Raw genomic sequence first — 15,017 nt, forward strand, 5'->3', positions numbered from 1 at the left:
ATGAAGATCGCATTGTCGCTCTACGACCTGGAACCGCGCGACCTGCTGGACCTGGCCACGGCCGCCGACGAGTTCGGGTTCGGCGGGCTGTGGCTCGGTGAGCACCTCGTGCTGCCGGTGGAGTACGGCAGCGCGCACCCGACCCATGGGCAGAGCGGCCACCAGCACCACACCGGAGCGATCATCGATCCGGCGACCGAGCTGATGGACCCGCTGGTAGCGCTGGGCGGCGCCGCCGCGTACACGTCCCGGCTGACCCTTGCCACCGGCATCTACCTGCTGCCGTTGCGCCATCCGCTGCTCACCGCGCGGGCCGTGGCGACGCTGCACGAGCTGTCCGGTGGACGGTTCAAGCTGGGCGTGGGCGCGGGATGGCTGCGGGAGGAGTTCGACGCGCTGGCCGTCCCGTTCAAGGAGCGCTTCGCCCTGCTCGAGGAGACGCTGGACGTGTTGCGGGCCGCTTGGAGGGGCGGGCCGTTCGAGCACCAGGGCACGCATTTCGACATCGGGCGGGTTCAGGTCAGCCCTCGTCCCGTGCCGGTGCCGCTCGTCCTGGGTGGCAACTCCGACAAGGCGCTGCGGCGTGCGGTGCGGCTCGGTGACGAGTGGTTCAGCTCCGGGACGCCGTCGTTCGAGGACGCGCTCGTCCTGCGCGACAAGCTCGACCGGCTCTGCGCCGAGGAGGGACGCGTGACCGGCCTGCGCTGCCACTTCCGTGTCGCGCGATGGGACCCCGAGCTGATCCGCCGGTACGAGGCGGAGGGCTTCACCGACGTGGTGCTGTGGGCGGACCAGGTCTGGGGCAAGGGGACGCTGGACGAGAACCGCCGTGCGCTGGCCCAGGCGGCGGAGCGAGTCGGCTTGTGACGCGAAGGGCGGGGGCCGCTCCCCCGCCCCTCTAGCCTCTTCAGGTTGTGACCACCGTGCAGGCGCTTACGCCCGGCGAGCCGTACACGTGCGTGAAGCCGACCCGCGGTGCGTCGGCGACCTGGCGCGAACCTGCCGCGCCGCGTAGCTGAAGGACGTTCTCATACACCTGGCGCAGCCCGGACGCGCCGATCGGCTCACCGTTGGCCAGGCAGCCCCCGTCGGTGTTGACCGGCAGCGAGCCCCCGATCGCGGTTTCGCCGCGCGCGATGAGGTCCGCCTGCGCGCCGTGCTCGCACAGCCCGCATTCGGCCATGTGAATGATCTCGGCGCCGCTCTCGGTGTCCTGCAACTGGGCCACGTCGACGTCTCCCGGGGCGATCCCGGCCGCCTCGAAGGCGGCCCGGGCCGCGTCCTCGCTCGGGCTCCCGGCGCGTTCGGTCGCGATCCACGGGCTGAACACCTCGAACGAGCCGAACCGCCGCGTGCGCAACTCGGCCGCCCGTAGGTAGACCGGCCTGGACGTGTACCGGGACGCCTGATCGGCCCGGCAAAGGACGAGCGCGACGGCGCCCTCGCCGGGGGAGCAGAACATGTACTGCGTGAGCGGGTGATTCACCATCCGCGAGGCGAGGACCTCCTCCTCGCTGAACGGCTTGCGCCGCCACGCGTTCGGATTGAGCGAGCCATTGCGGAAAGCCTTGACCGAGACCTTCGCCAGCGTCTCCCGCGGTATGCCGTGGTCGTGCAGGTACCGCTGCGCCTTCATGCCGAAGAACTGCGTCGTCACCATCAGCCCGGTCTCCCCGTACCAGGGCCCGAGGCCGAGCGACCCGGGGTCGGGATCGAACGCGCCGCGCGGATGCTTGTCGAAGCCGATCACCATGCCGACGTCGGCGGCGCCGGCCTCGATCGCGTTGACCGTCGTGGTGAGCGCGCTGCCGCCGGTGGCGCAGCCGTTCCAGACGTTGACGAAGGGCACGCCGGTGAGACCGAGGTCGGCGACCAGCGAGTCCGCGTCGCCGCCGTCCCTGCTGCCACCGGACGCGAACTCGATGTCGCTCCATTCCAGGCCGGCGTCCCGGAGCGCCTCCCGCGCTGCGCGGGCCCCTTGCCGCCGTCCCGAAACACCGTCATGGCGGCCGAACGGGTGGATTCCGATCCCGACGATCGCGACGCGCATGGGTGTGCTCCTTTCAGCCACGGAGGGCGAAGGCGAAGGTGACGACAGGCGTCCCGTCCGGGTCCTGGGTGAACGGTTCCAGCACCAGTTCCACCGGGGCGCCGATGCGCAGCCTGGACGGGTCGTTCTCGGTGAGCCGGGCTTCGACGATGACGGCGTCCCCGAGCTGGACGTAGCCCACGCCGAACGGCTCGAACGGCTCGGGGCCCGAGTACGGCGGCTTGGGCCGGAAGCCCTGCACGGTGAACGACCAGAGCGTGCCTTCGCGCGGAAGCAGGCACTCTTCCATGTCCACGCGCGTGCAATCGGGGCACGACTCCTGCTTCGGGAACGTCGTCGTACCGCAGGCTCCGCAGCGGGCCCCGAGCAGGGCCGGGCCCTCCTCGCCCTGGACGAACAGGCCGGGATCGACCGGACGGGCGTCGGGCATCATGACTCCTCTCCCGGGACGGGCTCCCACTGCGGCAGCACCGTCCCGTCCCCGAGGTTCTCGAAACGCACCCGCATCGGCTGGTCGGCCCGCAGTTCAGGCCGTCCGGGCAGGTAGCCGCCCAGGCGCACGCCGCCCGGCTCCTCAAGTTCCACGATCACGGCGGTGTAGGGGACGGGATAGGCCGGATGCACCTGGTGCTCCACGACCGTCCAGCTGTAGAGGCGCGCCCGTCCCGGGACGGTCCGCCAGAAGGTGTCGTCGCCACCGCACGAGAAACAGTGCGCGCGCGGCATGTGCAGCACTGTCCCGCAGTCGTGGCAGGTGCGGACCGCCACCTCGCCGCGTGCGGCGGCGGCCCAGTGCCCGGCCGTGTCCGGGTCGTCGATGACCGGCAGCAGCCTTTCGTCTTCGCCCGCGGTCATGAGCGCACCAGCAGCAGCGCGCTGGTCCCGGGCGGCGGTGCGGAGGTCACCAGGGCCACCTCGGCGCCCTCGACCTGGCTCGTGGACTCACCGCGAATCTGCCGGACGCCTTCGAGAACATGGTTCATGCCGTGGATGTATCCCTCGGAGAGATGACCCCCGCCGGTGTTGACGGGGATCGCGCCGTCCAGTCCGAGCGCTCCGCTCATCGCGAAGGGGCCGCCTTCACCGGGCGCGCAGAAGCCGTAGTCCTCCAGCTGGAGCAGCAGCGTGATGGTGAAGCAGTCGTAGAGCTGTGCGACGTCCACGTCCTGCGGGCCGAGCCCGGCGCGCCGGAACAGCCGGTCGGCGGCGACCCGGGACGGCATGGTCGTGAGGCTCTCCCGCGCCACCACCGGCCACATCATCCCCGGCTGAACGCGCGGCCCGCCGGCCTGCGCCACCGCCCGGATCAGCGCGGGCGGCCTGCGGCAGTCGGCCGCGCGCGCGGCCGAGGTGACCACGACCGCGCAGGCCCCGTCGGTCTCCAGGCAGAAGTCGTACAGCCGCAGCGGCGAGGAGATCATCCGGGCCGACAGGCAGTCGTCCACGGTCAGCTTCCGGGCGTGCATCTGCGCCGCCGGGTTGGCGTTGGCGCGTTCGCGGCAGGTCACCGCGACGTGCGCCAGCGCCTCCTCGGTCAGCCCGTTCTCGATCATGTGACGGCGGGCGATCAGCGCGAAGAACTGGCCCGGCGTCTGCAGGCCGTGCGGCAGGAAGTACTCGTCATAGGTGCCCTGACCGCCGACCCGCCGGCTCGGCTGCGGGACGCCGCGCCCGAACCGCCGCCCCGAACGCCCGTTCAGCGACCGGTAGACCACCACGGTCGTCGCCTGGCCGCTGAGGATCGCCCCGACCGCCTGGCCGACCATCGCGCACGGCGCCACACCGCCCGGGCCGACCTCCGCCCAGTAGGACAGCTCGGCGCCCAGCGAGTCCGCCAGCGCGTTGATCGTCACATTGTCGTGGTCGCACTTGACCAGGCCGTCCACGTCCGCGACGGTCAGGCCCGCGTCGGCCAGTGCGGCGGCGGACGCCTCCGTCGCCAGGCTCAGCTCGCTGCGGCCGGAGTCCTTGGAGAACTCGGTGGCGCCGATGCCGACGATGGCGCATCGGTCCCGATGGGAGAAACCCTCGTCACGCATGCGTCCCCCGCACTTCGTCCAGGATCTGCGTGGTGTGCTCGCCCAGCCGGGGCGCGCGGCGGGGCGGCGGCCCGGTGAACTCGGAGAAACGGTACGGGCTCGCCGGGAACAGCCCGGAACGGCCGTCGCCCAGATCGACCTCCTGGAAGAACCCGCGCGCCCGCAGGTGCTCGTCGTCGAGGACCTCCTCCAGCGCGTTGACGGGCCCGATCGGCAGGCCACGCCGCTGCCCTTCGTGGTAGGCGGTGGCCGAGTCCTGGAGCAGGAAGAAGCACTCGATCACCTCCTGGACGTGGTCGAAGTTGCGCTGCCGGTACTCCAGATCGCCGTATTCGGGGGCGACCAGATCCGCCGCCAGGCCCTGCTCTTCCATCCAGGCCAGCAGCGCCTGCCACGGCTTCTGGTCGGCGAGGATCAGCGCGAAGTAGATCCAGCGGTCGTCCGCGCAGCGGAACAGCGCGGGCTGGGTCGGCACCGGCTGCGCGTGGCGACACGTTTGCCGCCGCACCAGGACGCGCGGGTAGAACCAGTACGGGTTCGCCAGCTCGACTGTGACCGCCAGCGACTCGTGCATGGACACGTCCACGAGCTGGCCGCGTCCGCTGCGCCCGCGCTCCAGCAGCGCCAGCAGCAGGCCGGTGTGCGCGAAGCTGGCGGCCGTGTGGAATCCCTGGTTGCCGCCTGGCCGGATCGGGGGGATCGAATGGTCGTCGTACCCGCAGCTCATCAGCGGTCCGCCGGCCGCCAGCGCGACCAGGTCGCTGGACCGGTAGTCCGCCCACGGCCCGGTCAGCCCGAACGGCGTCACCGAGAGGACGACCACCCACGGGTGGGCCTCCAGGAGCCGGTCGTGGTCCAGCCCGGCGGCGGCGAGCTCGGCCGGACGCAGCCCGGACAGCAGGACGTCCGCTCCTTCGACCAGACCGTCGAACACGGCGCGGTCGGAGCCCGTCCAGTCGAGCCGCGCGCTGCGCTTGCCGCCGTTGTAGAACCAGAACGTCAGGCTGGTGTCGGGCCCCTCATCGTCCTTGGCGAACGGGCCGATCCGGCGGGTGGGCGAGCCTTCGGGCGGCTCCACCTTCACCACGTCGGCGCCCATGTCGGCGAGCAGCTTGCCGGTGTACTCGGCGCCCGGATCGCCCGCGATCTCGACCACGCGGAGGCCCTCGTAGGGCGTCATTCAGATCACCCCGGCTTCGGTCAGCTCGCGGACCTCGCCCTGGGAGAGGCCGAGGATCTCGGTGAACACGTACTCGTTGTCCTCGCCCAGGAGCGGCGCCGAACGCCAGTCGTCCTGGGCCATCCGGGAGAACCGCACCGGTGAACCCTCGAACCTGGCCGGGCCGATCACCGGATGGTTCAGCTCGAAGAACGTCCCCCGGTGCGCGATCTGCGGGTCGGTCTCGTTCAGGTCGCCCGCGTGCTGGACGGCGCCCGCCGCCACACCCCGTGCCTGGAGTTCGGTCATGACCTCGTGTGGTGTTCGCGTCCGGGTCCATTCCGCCAGATGACGGTCGATCTCGTCCTGACGCTCGTACCGGTCGGTGATCTCCGCCGCCCAGGACGGGTCACCCATCGCGGCGAGCAGGTTCCGCCAGTCCGCATCGTCGAACACCGCGATCGCCACCCAGCGGTCGTCCCCGGCGCACGGGTAGACGCCGTGCGGCGCGGCCCGCGGGTGCTCCAGCCGGTTGCCCAGCGGAAACCCCGGCCGGCGGGTCGCGCGCCCGTTCACGGTCACGTCCAGCAGGTCCGGTCCGGCCAGGTTGACGCCCACCTCTACGGCGGACACGTCGATCTCGGTTCCCTGGCCGGTGGTCTCGCGCCGCAGGATCGCCATCATCAGCGCGGCGCTGTTGTAGTACGCGGCCTGGTTGTCCATGTAGGACAGGCCCCAGCCGGAGGGCTCCCGGTCGGGCAGCCCGCTGATGTGGGACAGACCGCTGACCGCCTGCACCACCGGCCCATAACTCCGGTAATGGTGGTGAGGCCCGCTGTGCCCGTAGCCGCTCATGCGGGCGTAGATGACGTCGGGACGCAGCTCACGCATCCGCTCGTACGTCAGCCCCCACTTTTCCATGACGCCCGGCGCGAAGTTCTCGGTGACCACGCTGCTTGCCGCGATCAGACGCTCGGCCAGCCGCAGGCCGCGCTCGGTCCCCAGGTCGAGGGTGATGCCGAGCTTGTTGCGGTTGTAGTTGTTGAAGAGCCCGCCCTTGTTCGGGTCAGGGTCGGCGTCCTCCTCGCCGTACGGGCGCGGGTCGTCCTTGTAGATCGGCAACCGGCGCGGCAGGTCGAGCCGCCGCCGGTTCTCGATCCTGATGACCTCGGCGCCGAAGTCGGCGAGCAACCGGGTGGCCACGGAGCCGACGCCCATCCAGCAGAAGTCCGCCACCCGTACCCCGGCCAGCGGGCCGCGGCGGGGCCTGGGCCGGCGGTCGTCCGCCACCGTCGTCACGTCTGCGTCCACCCATGACCTCCCACCGACTCGGCCGTTGCTCGCACCATAATCCTCATGAGGAAATGAGGCAACCGTTCTTGACCGCTTTCATCATGATGTTTACGTTGATCGGGTGGGCAGATTGCGCGGAAAGTCGGCCATCATCACGGGTGCGGCGAGCGGCATGGGAGCCGAGGAGGCACGGGTCTTCGCGGCCGAGGGAGCGCGGGTCACCATCGCCGACGTCGACGACGGCGCCGGAGAGCGGCTGGCCAAGGAGATCGGCGCGCGCTTCCATCACCTCGACGTCACCGACGCCGCCGGGTGGGAAGCCCTCGTCACGTCCGCCGAGAACGCGTACGGGACCGTGGACGTGCTGGTCAACAACGCCGGCATCGTGGTCTGGGGTGGCGTCACCGACCTCACCGAGGTGGACTTGCGCCGCGTCCTCGACGTCAACACCATCGGCGTCTTCCTGGGTATGCGCGCCGTGGCACCCGCGATGGAACGCGCCGGTGGCGGCTCCATCATCAACATCGGCTCCACCTCCGGGCTGGTCGGCGGACCCAAGGCGCTCGGCTACAGCGCGTCCAAATGGGCCGTTCGTGGCATGACGAAGGCTGCCGCGCTCGACCTGGCCCCCAAGAACATCCGGGTCAACGCTGTCCACCCGGGTCTCATCCGCACGCCCATGAGCGGCGCGGCGGCCGATCGCACCAGCGGCACTCCGCCACTCGGCCGCATCGGCACCCCGGCGGAAGTGGCCGCCGTGGTCGTCCACCTGGCCTCAGATGATTCCGGCTACACCACCGGCGCCGACCACGTAGTGGACGGCGGCCGCACCGCCGGCTGGACCTGACCGCCGCAATCGCCGATCACCAGGATGGGCATGTCATCGGTTCGGCGGCACGTTCAGTTCCGCGTAGGGGCCGCGGGCTCCGGCCTGGATGCCGCCCCTGTACGGTGCCAGAACTCGTCCAGGGCGCATGATCTAGAGCTTCTACCGTCTTCGTCCATGCTAGTCACCGTCGTCGCGGGCACCCACATCATCGAGCACGGCGAATCCCCAACCTCCCCTAACCGCACGACTCTCCAAGGGGGACACCGTTCCTGCAACGGCGTCCCCTGCCGCGTTCGGTGTGTGTCCACGGGGGCGACAGCCTCAGTAACGCCACCGGCACGCTGTCGACGTGGGGCGGCCGTCACGTCGGACGTGTCGCTGTGGAGTTCAGGTAGGGGGCGAGCAGTTCGCGGGCGAGACGGCGAGCCGCGCGTTCGGCCAGGCCGTCTTCGATCATCCGGCTCAGGCTGTAGACGAGGGACTGGACGAGTTCGGCGGTCCGGTCGGGGTCGTACGCGCCGTGGTCGGCCAGGGCAGCGCGGAGCGGCGTCTGGAGTTCGTCATGGAGGAGGCGGCTTGAGTTGGCGAGTGCGTCGGTGCGGCCGGTTGCCGCGAGGGCGCGGGCCAGCGCGTGGTCTCCGCAGGCGACGAGGCGGAGGTTGGCGTTGACGTAGGCCAGGACACGGTCGCCGGGGGTCCTGGCCTTGCCCATCTGCTGCCGGACGTACGCCGACCAGCGGGGGAAGGTGTCGACGATGAGGGCGTCGAGCAGATCGTCGCGGGACGTGAAGTAGGCGTACACGCTGGAGCGGGCGAGCCCGGCCCGGCGGGCGACCGCCGCCAGGCTGGGGGCTCGCTCGGTCTCCTCGGTAAGCAGGGCGCGGGCGGCGTCGAGCAGGGCCGCCCGCTGCGCGGCCCGATGCTCGGCGACGGTCGGCGCATGGATCTTCGGCACACTGCCCCCTCTCTCACCGGCCGCGGCGCCGGCGGGACCGCCCGTCAGCCGAGTGCGGCCAGCCGCCCGTCGATCATCTCGTACACGGTGTCACAGTGTTCGAGGACGTCGTGGTCATGGGTCACCATGACGGCCGCCACGTCGTGCTGCCGGGCTTCGCGGGCGAGCAGCCGGACGATGTCGTGGCTGCGTGCCCGGTCCAGGGCGGCGGTGGGCTCGTCGACGAGCAGCACGCTCGGCCCGGTCACCAGGGCCCGGGCGATGCCGACCCGCTGCCGCTCCCCGCCGGACATCTGGTGCGGGTACCGGTCGGCCTTGTCCGCCATCCCCACGTCCTCCAGCAGCGCGAGCGCGGCGCGGCCGGAACGCTCGCGGCGCGGCCGGAACCGCAGCGGCAGCCGGAGTTGGTCGAGGGCGGTGAGCGCCGGGACCAGGTTGCCGGACTGGAAGACGAACCCGATGTGCTCGCGCCGCAGCTTCGCCCTGGTCCTGGCACTGGCGGCCGTGATGTCGGTCCCGGCGACCGTGACCGTGCCCCGGTCCGGGCGGGCGAGGCCGCCGGCCACCGCGAGCAGGCTCGACTTGCCGGCGCCGGAGGGCCCGACGATCGCGGCCAGCTCGCCGGGGCGCACGACGAGGTCGACGTTGTCGAGGGCCTGCACGGTCTCGGTGCCGTCGCCGTGCTGGAGGCAGACCCCCTCCATGTGCAGTCCCGGACGGTCGGGCGCGCCGGTGGCGCCTTCCCGCGCTTCGGCGGCGGGCGTGGTCTGGCCGGTCATCGGTTTCCTCCGAGGGCGGTGGCCGGGTCGATGGACGCGATCCGGACTACGGCGGCCCCGGCGCCGACGAGCCCGAGCAGGACGAGTCCCGCGGCGGCGGTGGTGACACTGGGCGCGCTGAGTGCGAACGGCGCGCCGCCCCCGGTGATGAGCGAGCCGAGGCCGACACCGATCCCCGCGCCGACCGCGACGGAGGCCAGCAGCAGGATGAACGCCTGGGCGAGTGCGTCGCGTAGCAGCCACCCTCTGGACGCCCCCATGGCGCGCAGCACGGCGACCTCGTGCTTGCGCTGGATGGCCCAGACCGCGAAGAACGCCCCGACGACCAGCGCGGAGATGACGTACAGGAATCCCTGGATGAGCTGGAGCGTGGACGTCTCGGCCGTGTAGCCGGGCGAGGCTCCGAAGGACTCCTCCAGGGTGAGGCTCTCGGTGCCGGCGGCGGCGTCTCCGGCGGCCAGATCGACGGAGGCGCCGGGCTTGGCGCGCACCGCCACGGCGGTGATGTCCTGAGTGGCGTGCGCGGGCACGGGGTCGCCCGGCGCCGCCCCGGCCTTGATCAGCTGCCAGGTCCGCAGGGGCACATAGGCCACGTCGACGTGACCGAAGGTGTCCTGCCCCGCGGTGGCGCCCACGACCCGCAGCTTCGTCCCGAGCCGATCGACCGTGATCGTGTCGCCGATGTTCAGGCCGGCGTCCAGGGCCGTGCCGCTGACGACGACGCCGTCCGCGCCGCTCAGCCGCGAACCCTTGCTCACCTCGGGGGAGAGGAACGACTCCGGCGCCACCCCGAACAGCGCGAGGTCGATGTCCACGCCCCGGTCGCTCTTGGCGTTGATGAGCGTGTTGCCGTAGGGGGCCGCCTCCGCCACACCCGGCCGGCCCCGCCAGACGTCCACGGCGGACATCCCCACCACGCTCCGGGAGAAGGCGGAGTCGTGCTGGACGCCGCGCTCGAACGCGAACGAGGTGACCGGCAGGTTCTGCAGCCCGGACACCCCGTCCCTGACCAACCCCACCGACAACCCGGACAACATGACCATGAGGACCGCGATCAACCCCACGACGGCCCCCATCAGCCCGAACCGGACCTTGGCGAACCGCAGCTCACGAACGGCGAGGAACATCAGCCTCACACCCGCTTCTTTATCGACAGCATGTCGGCAAGATATCAACACGATGTCGCCAACTTGCCCTGAAGACCGCGAGTTAGGAGTCGGGCGGTGTGGTGTTCATGAGCGGGCGCCCCGCGACGCCAACCCGGCCGAGCGGCGCCCCCGCCTGGTCGTGCTCGGGCGCCGGCCCTTCATCCGAGGCGTCGGCCTCCTTTCGGAGTGGTGAGTCGGCTCGTATTTGTTCGCGGCACTGCAACGTGGTAGGCCGTGAAGCCTTCAGTAGCAACGAGAACACCCTGACGGTAGCTGCGCAGGCAGGGCGTGTGTTCCGCATTTCCCGCTTGCCCGGTACATGGGTGCGCGGTTGCGTGAAAGGCGGCTGGTGACGGCGCGTCCCTTCCGCGCCGACCAGCTCCACCGCAGGATGGCCGACCAGATCGGCAAGGTCGGCCTGATCATCGCCGTGCCGCCCGCCTAGGAGAGCACCCAAGCTCATGGCGGACGGGCATTGCCCTTCCTGCCGTGCGGAGTGTGGATGGTGAGTAAGCAGCAGCTCACCACCTTCTTGAACGCTTCCTGGCGTGTGCTGCGCCCCGGCGGGCATCTGGCCCTCATCACTACGGCCTGCTACCAGGCCGACGGACGCCTCATCGATCCGGGTCCGGAGATCATTCGAGACGCCCGTGCGGCTGGACTGCGCTACAGCCAGCACGTCATCGTCGTCCGTGTCCCCGTTCACGACGACACCCTCCACATCCAGGCGACCACCGCAACCCTGGGCCAACTGCGTGATAGCCGCTCCCGGGCTCTGCCTCCGGTAGCGCGAGTCCACGCCGATGTCTCCCTGTTCACCAAGCCCGGCACGGCACCGGCTCGGCTGCGGCTTGCCTGGACGGCGATGGCGTGGCCCGCGCCGTGAGCGGATCGGCGCGATACCTGCCACCAAAGATTGAAGGCTGTGGCTGTCGGCGGCGGAGATTCCGACAGAGATCGGCAGGCCGGTCCGCTCGGTGAGCAAGTGGATCGTCGACCCGTTCCTGCCGCGGTCGACAGGCTCGGGACCTGTCAGTTCCCCCCTTTGCCCGCGCGGACGCTGACCGGGTCGATTGCGCACCGCGACCAGTCCAGCTCGCCCGCCGCGCCGAGTTCGTCCCGCAGGACCCGGTGCAGCCGGGGCCACAGCCTGGCCTTGGTCCAGGCGGTGAACCGGCGATGCGCAGTGGGCACGCTCAACCCGAACTCGCCCGGCAGATGCCGCCCGCTGGTCATCACTACACGATCGCGGTGTACACCGCCCGATCGGCCACCGCCGCCGTCCCACCGCCCTGGCGCCGCGGCATGAATCTCGGGATCAACGGCTCAGCGATCTCCCACAACTCATCCGGCACCAGCCGCAGCGCAAGATCCGACGACACAGTCCCGCATCATCCCGGCAACCCATGCAACATCCACGTGAGACACACTCTTGGAATGGTCTGGACGACCATCGAACGCGGTTTCTCGCGCACATCGATCTGCCATGGCTGTTTCGTCGTCGAACCCGACCACGCCCGGCTGACCGACCTTGCCCAGCGCCTCCGAGCCGGACGGCTCACCCATCGCCGGCGCCGTGCGACCGCTCTCCGAAACAGGCTCCGCGCTCGCCCGCCACCGCCGCACACCCGGCAAAACGATCATTCAGGTCGCGGACGCGTATGAGGCACGTGCTCACCATCGCCCGGGAGGCGCCGACGTCATCGCCGCCGCTTCGCGGCATTGCGACCGGCTCGGCGTCAGCTTCGGCACCGGCTCCCGCGAGTACCAAGAGGCGGTCTCCTCCTGGCAGCGCAGCTTTTCCCGGCTGTTTGCGATGGGTCTGGGCGCTCAGACCCACGTTACCTGCGATGGGGCGCTGTCGCTGCTGGTGTGCTCCGGCAGCGGGCTGGTCTACGCGATCGTCTTCCACCCGGTGCAGCGCGGCTGGCGTCCGGGACGGCTGCAAGGCAGTGATCAACGACGGCGGCTGGACGCGCCCCATCCGGGGATCTGGCTGTTTCATCCCTGACCCGACCCCACCACAAGCCGCTCACGATGGCGAGAGCACCCGTCCTCGCCGCACAGGTTGACCGATGACGCCCCAGGGCTTCAGGCCCGGGACGTGTTTGCTTCCCGGGGCGCCGCCACCCACGCAGGGGCGCGGCGCCCCGGGTCGCTTTCGAGGAAGGGAGAACCCCCGCATTCCCAAGGAAACCTTGCAGTGGCTGAACGAGAACATGCTGATCGGGTTCACCGACAAGCGCGGTACAGCCTGGCACTACCGGACCGATCTGCAGGGTGCCGAGCCCAACCACTACCCGGGCGCCATTCCGGTCGCCGACGTCAAGCGCCGGTTGTTCGACTCCCGGCCGGACGAGGGCGTGCCGGAGGGGAACGGGCCGTTCAGGCGGTCTGCACCAGATTGGCGTAGACGATGATGTTGTTCTTGTAGTGACCGCTGGAGGGGTCGAACGCGCCGCCGCAGGTGACCAGGCGGAGCGACGAGTAGTCGATCTGCTCGCCGAAGACCTGCTCGTGGGGGAAGGCGTTCTTGTCCACGCTCTGCGTGCGCTGCACGGAGAACGTGGCGACCGTGCCGTTCTCGCGGTTCACCTGGATCAGGTCCCCGGCCTTCAGTTCCTTCAGCCGGTAGAAAACGGCGGCCTTCTTGTTGGCGTCGACATGGCCGAGGATCACCGCGGGCCCGGCCTCGCCGGGTGTGACCCCCTCCTTGTACCAGCCGGTCAGGTTGGGACGGCTGAGCGGCGGCTCCTCGATGCTCCCGTCGGGACGCAATCCGATCGGGCCGATCGGGGCGGTCACGCCGATCTTCGGGATCTTGAGTGTGGTGGGCCGCGACTCGGCCATCGACGCCGCGTCCTTGGGCGGCCCCTGAACCGGGGAGGCCGAGGGGGACGCCGAGGGGCCGCCCGCCGCGGGTGCTGTGTCGTCCCCGCAGGCGTTCAGCAGCAGGGCGGTGAGCAACGCGCCGGCCGCCGCGCACGCGGCGCGGCGACCGGCGGTGGTGGTGATGCGCTCGGGCAATTCAGGAACGCTCCCGCCCGATCCGGCGCAGTGCGAAAGCGCCAAGGCCGGCGGCGGCCAGCGCGGCCGCGGCCGAGGAACCGGCCGCCAGCGGCAGGCCCGACGCCATCTGGGTGCTGCCGTCACCGGTGTCGATCCGCCCGGTGGGGATCTTGCCGGTCGGCTTGCCCGGCTTCATGTGACCCTTCTCCGGGGTGGTGGACAACGTGACCGTGCCGCAGCCCGCGCAGGTCACCCTTACGGTGATCACCCTGGGCAGGGTCGACTTGTACGTACCGGTGTGCTCCCAGGTGTTCTTGCCGGTCTTGGTGAAAGGGACCGGGTTGTGGGTGTAGGCGTTGCCGCTGATGGTGGGCCGGCTGGGACACGTGACCGTGAACCTGGTCTTGCCGTTCGGCACGGCCCTGTTCGTCGACAGCTTCACATCGTCCGAACCGAAGGAGAACCTCCGGGACGGCGACCGGTACTCGGGATGGTCCTCGGTGTGGCCGTACCCCCCGGGAGCCCCCCTGCCAGAGCGGTTGCGGTCGGGGTTGTGGTCGGGGTTGGCGTAGACGGGGCCCGCCATGCCCAGCGCCAGGAGCGCGGACGCGGCGCCCGCGACCGCCAGTCGGGTGCGGTTCATTGGTCGGTTCTCCTCTGGAGGGGAATGGCCTCCACCTCGTCCGCCCCGATGCGCGATGGCGGGGATTACGCCATGATCGGCGCCGCAGGGCGCCGTCCCCTCTCCGCTGGGTTCCTCGCGGAATCATGGGATGGACGAGAAGGAAAGCAGCTGATGGGTCGTGGGATGAACCGTGTTCTCATCGCGGAACACGGCACGGCACGATCTTGGCTTGATGCGGCCAACCAGAAAGCTTGACAAGATGTCGTGCGTCCTGCTATGTCACCGGAAGCGATGCCAGCAGCGCCGCGGACTGCTGGTCGTACTGGACGGCGACCGCGTCCGAACCCGCCGTGTTGTTGAAGATCACGGTGACCGGCCGGCTGCCGGGTGCGCCAGGAAAGGTCGCGAAAAGGAAGCCGTTCCACATCGAGGTGAACGGCCAGATCAGCGTGACCGCGAAGGCAGGCCCCGACACCGGCAGGACAGCCCGGTTTCGTTGCAGTGAGCGTGCTCGGCGAGTGGGAAGCCAAGCTGATTGCGGCGCCTGGGGGCTACCAGGACAAGCCGGTGGGCACGGAGCGCTCCCTCGGCATGCGGGAGTTCGACCTCTGTTACGTCTTCTGGCGCGAGTTCCCGCAGGCGATTCCGCGGGCATCGGCGCCCGTCACAAGGAGACCGGCGAGCTGACGTACTAGCCCTCGGTGCCGCCCGACACCGTCGCGCTGATGTACCAGGACTACCGGCGGGAGGCGTCGGCCGCGCGCCGCGTTCCTCGCCACCGCATCCCCGGCCTACCGGAAGCGTGGCGACGACCGGTGCGCGGAGGTGGAGGCGATCTCCGACGCTCCGCACGCCGAGGACGCCCGCCGCGCCGCCGGCGGCCAGCCGCCGATCAGCATCGACGAGGCGCGCGCCGAGTGGTTTCGCGGCGCCGAGGTCGTGACTTATCGGGTACGCGAACCGGGTGACCCGACCGGCGGGCAGCCGACACCACCGTGGTTCTCCTGCATGGCGTTGCTGCGGCACTTCGGCTTCGCGCTCCAGTCACCAGACGATGCCAGCGATCGGGCGGAGGCCGGCGACAGTGGCTGAGCGTTTCACGCCCGCGGTGGAGGACGCGCTGCGGGCCGC

17 protein-coding genes and 2 pseudogenes are annotated in these 15,017 nt (G+C 70.6%); 6 read left to right on the plus strand and 13 right to left on the minus strand.

All coding sequences use genetic code 11. The features are described 5' to 3' along the window. Positions 1-867 carry a TIGR03619 family F420-dependent LLM class oxidoreductase gene (locus ACGWYJ_RS02420; protein ID WP_395103825.1) on the plus strand — a complete coding sequence of 289 codons (867 nt, stop codon included), beginning with the start codon at positions 1-3 and terminating at the stop codon, positions 865-867. Positions 868-907: 40 nt separating this feature from the next. Here the strand turns inward: ACGWYJ_RS02420 and ACGWYJ_RS02425 are convergent, their stop codons facing one another. From ACGWYJ_RS02425 to ACGWYJ_RS02450, 6 genes are read right to left on the minus strand one after another with little or no spacing between them, the layout of a single operon-like run. Beyond that, the gene (locus ACGWYJ_RS02425; RefSeq protein WP_395103826.1) at positions 908-2,050 is read right to left on the minus strand and encodes a thiolase family protein; all 1,143 of its coding nucleotides are present in this window, start codon (positions 2,048-2,050) and stop codon (positions 908-910) included. A 13-nt stretch (positions 2,051-2,063) separates the two neighbouring features. Continuing rightward, positions 2,064-2,483 carry a Zn-ribbon domain-containing OB-fold protein gene (locus tag ACGWYJ_RS02430; RefSeq protein WP_395103827.1) on the minus strand — a complete coding sequence of 140 codons (420 nt, stop codon included), beginning with the start codon at positions 2,481-2,483 and terminating at the stop codon, positions 2,064-2,066. Next, positions 2,480-2,905, minus strand: a complete 426-nt coding sequence (locus ACGWYJ_RS02435) for a Zn-ribbon domain-containing OB-fold protein (protein ID WP_395103828.1) — start codon at positions 2,903-2,905, stop codon at positions 2,480-2,482. Before ACGWYJ_RS02435 ends, ACGWYJ_RS02430 begins: the two co-directional genes overlap by 4 nt. After that, the gene (locus ACGWYJ_RS02440) at positions 2,902-4,089 is read right to left on the minus strand and encodes a thiolase C-terminal domain-containing protein (protein ID WP_395103829.1); all 1,188 of its coding nucleotides are present in this window, start codon (positions 4,087-4,089) and stop codon (positions 2,902-2,904) included. Before ACGWYJ_RS02440 ends, ACGWYJ_RS02435 begins: the two co-directional genes overlap by 4 nt. Then, entirely contained in the window at positions 4,082-5,269 is a 1,188-nt protein-coding gene (locus ACGWYJ_RS02445; protein WP_395103830.1) for a CaiB/BaiF CoA transferase family protein, read from the minus strand. Before ACGWYJ_RS02445 ends, ACGWYJ_RS02440 begins: the two co-directional genes overlap by 8 nt. Continuing rightward, positions 5,270-6,559 (minus strand): CaiB/BaiF CoA transferase family protein, encoded by a 1,290-nt coding sequence (locus tag ACGWYJ_RS02450; protein WP_395103831.1) that lies wholly within the window; start codon positions 6,557-6,559, stop codon positions 5,270-5,272. Between the two features lie 103 nt (positions 6,560-6,662). On the opposite strand from ACGWYJ_RS02450, the gene ACGWYJ_RS02455 reads away from it, so the two are divergent. Then, a complete protein-coding gene (locus ACGWYJ_RS02455) occupies positions 6,663-7,388 on the plus strand; it encodes a glucose 1-dehydrogenase (protein ID WP_395103832.1) in 726 nt (241 codons plus the stop codon). Positions 7,389-7,731: 343 nt separating this feature from the next. Here the strand turns inward: ACGWYJ_RS02455 and ACGWYJ_RS02460 are convergent, their stop codons facing one another. From ACGWYJ_RS02460 to ACGWYJ_RS02470, 3 genes are all read right to left on the minus strand, one after another. Next, positions 7,732-8,325, minus strand: a complete 594-nt coding sequence (locus ACGWYJ_RS02460; protein WP_395103833.1) for a TetR/AcrR family transcriptional regulator — start codon at positions 8,323-8,325, stop codon at positions 7,732-7,734. A gap of 44 nt (positions 8,326-8,369) precedes the next feature. Next, positions 8,370-9,029, minus strand: a complete 660-nt coding sequence (locus ACGWYJ_RS02465) for an ABC transporter ATP-binding protein (protein WP_395103845.1) — start codon at positions 9,027-9,029, stop codon at positions 8,370-8,372. Positions 9,030-9,100: 71 nt separating this feature from the next. Beyond that, entirely contained in the window at positions 9,101-10,231 is a 1,131-nt protein-coding gene (locus ACGWYJ_RS02470; RefSeq protein WP_395103846.1) for an ABC transporter permease, read from the minus strand. A 523-nt stretch (positions 10,232-10,754) separates the two neighbouring features. On the opposite strand from ACGWYJ_RS02470, the gene ACGWYJ_RS02475 reads away from it, so the two are divergent. Further along, positions 10,755-11,138, plus strand: a complete 384-nt coding sequence (locus tag ACGWYJ_RS02475) for a hypothetical protein (RefSeq protein ID WP_395103847.1) — start codon at positions 10,755-10,757, stop codon at positions 11,136-11,138. Here ACGWYJ_RS02475 and ACGWYJ_RS02480 read toward each other — a convergent pair. Further along, a pseudogene (locus tag ACGWYJ_RS02480) lies at positions 11,103-11,616 on the minus strand (transposase); the annotation flags it as partial. The gene ACGWYJ_RS02475 and the pseudogene ACGWYJ_RS02480 overlap by 36 nt on opposite strands. A 212-nt stretch (positions 11,617-11,828) precedes the next feature. On the opposite strand from ACGWYJ_RS02480, the gene ACGWYJ_RS02485 reads away from it, so the two are divergent. Next, entirely contained in the window at positions 11,829-12,263 is a 435-nt protein-coding gene (locus tag ACGWYJ_RS02485) for a hypothetical protein (protein WP_395103834.1), read from the plus strand. A gap of 187 nt (positions 12,264-12,450) precedes the next feature. Further along, a complete protein-coding gene (locus ACGWYJ_RS02490) occupies positions 12,451-12,672 on the plus strand; it encodes a hypothetical protein (RefSeq protein WP_395103835.1) in 222 nt (73 codons plus the stop codon). On the opposite strand, the gene ACGWYJ_RS02495 is transcribed toward ACGWYJ_RS02490, so the two are convergent. The 3 genes from ACGWYJ_RS02495 to ACGWYJ_RS02505 all read right to left on the minus strand — a co-directional run bounded on the left by ACGWYJ_RS02495 (position 12,638) and on the right by ACGWYJ_RS02505 (position 14,361). Further along, positions 12,638-13,279, minus strand: a complete 642-nt coding sequence (locus ACGWYJ_RS02495; protein ID WP_395103836.1) for a class F sortase — start codon at positions 13,277-13,279, stop codon at positions 12,638-12,640. The genes ACGWYJ_RS02490 and ACGWYJ_RS02495 overlap by 35 nt on opposite strands. A 1-nt stretch (position 13,280) precedes the next feature. Next, positions 13,281-13,904, minus strand: coding sequence for a hypothetical protein (locus tag ACGWYJ_RS02500; RefSeq protein WP_395103837.1), 624 nt, complete (start codon positions 13,902-13,904; stop codon positions 13,281-13,283). A gap of 256 nt (positions 13,905-14,160) precedes the next feature. Beyond that, positions 14,161-14,361: a hypothetical protein gene (locus ACGWYJ_RS02505; RefSeq protein ID WP_395103838.1), complete on the minus strand. Its 201-nt coding sequence runs from the start codon at positions 14,359-14,361 to the stop codon at positions 14,161-14,163. 338 nt (positions 14,362-14,699) lie between these two features. On the opposite strand from ACGWYJ_RS02505, the pseudogene ACGWYJ_RS02510 reads away from it, so the two are divergent. Further along, positions 14,700-14,978, plus strand: a pseudogene (locus ACGWYJ_RS02510) (YwqJ-related putative deaminase); the annotation flags it as partial. Between the last annotated feature and the right edge of the window lie 39 nt (positions 14,979-15,017).

Source organism: Actinomadura sp. SCN-SB (assembly GCF_043906805.1).
Lineage (GTDB): Bacteria > Actinomycetota > Actinomycetes > Streptosporangiales > Streptosporangiaceae > Spirillospora.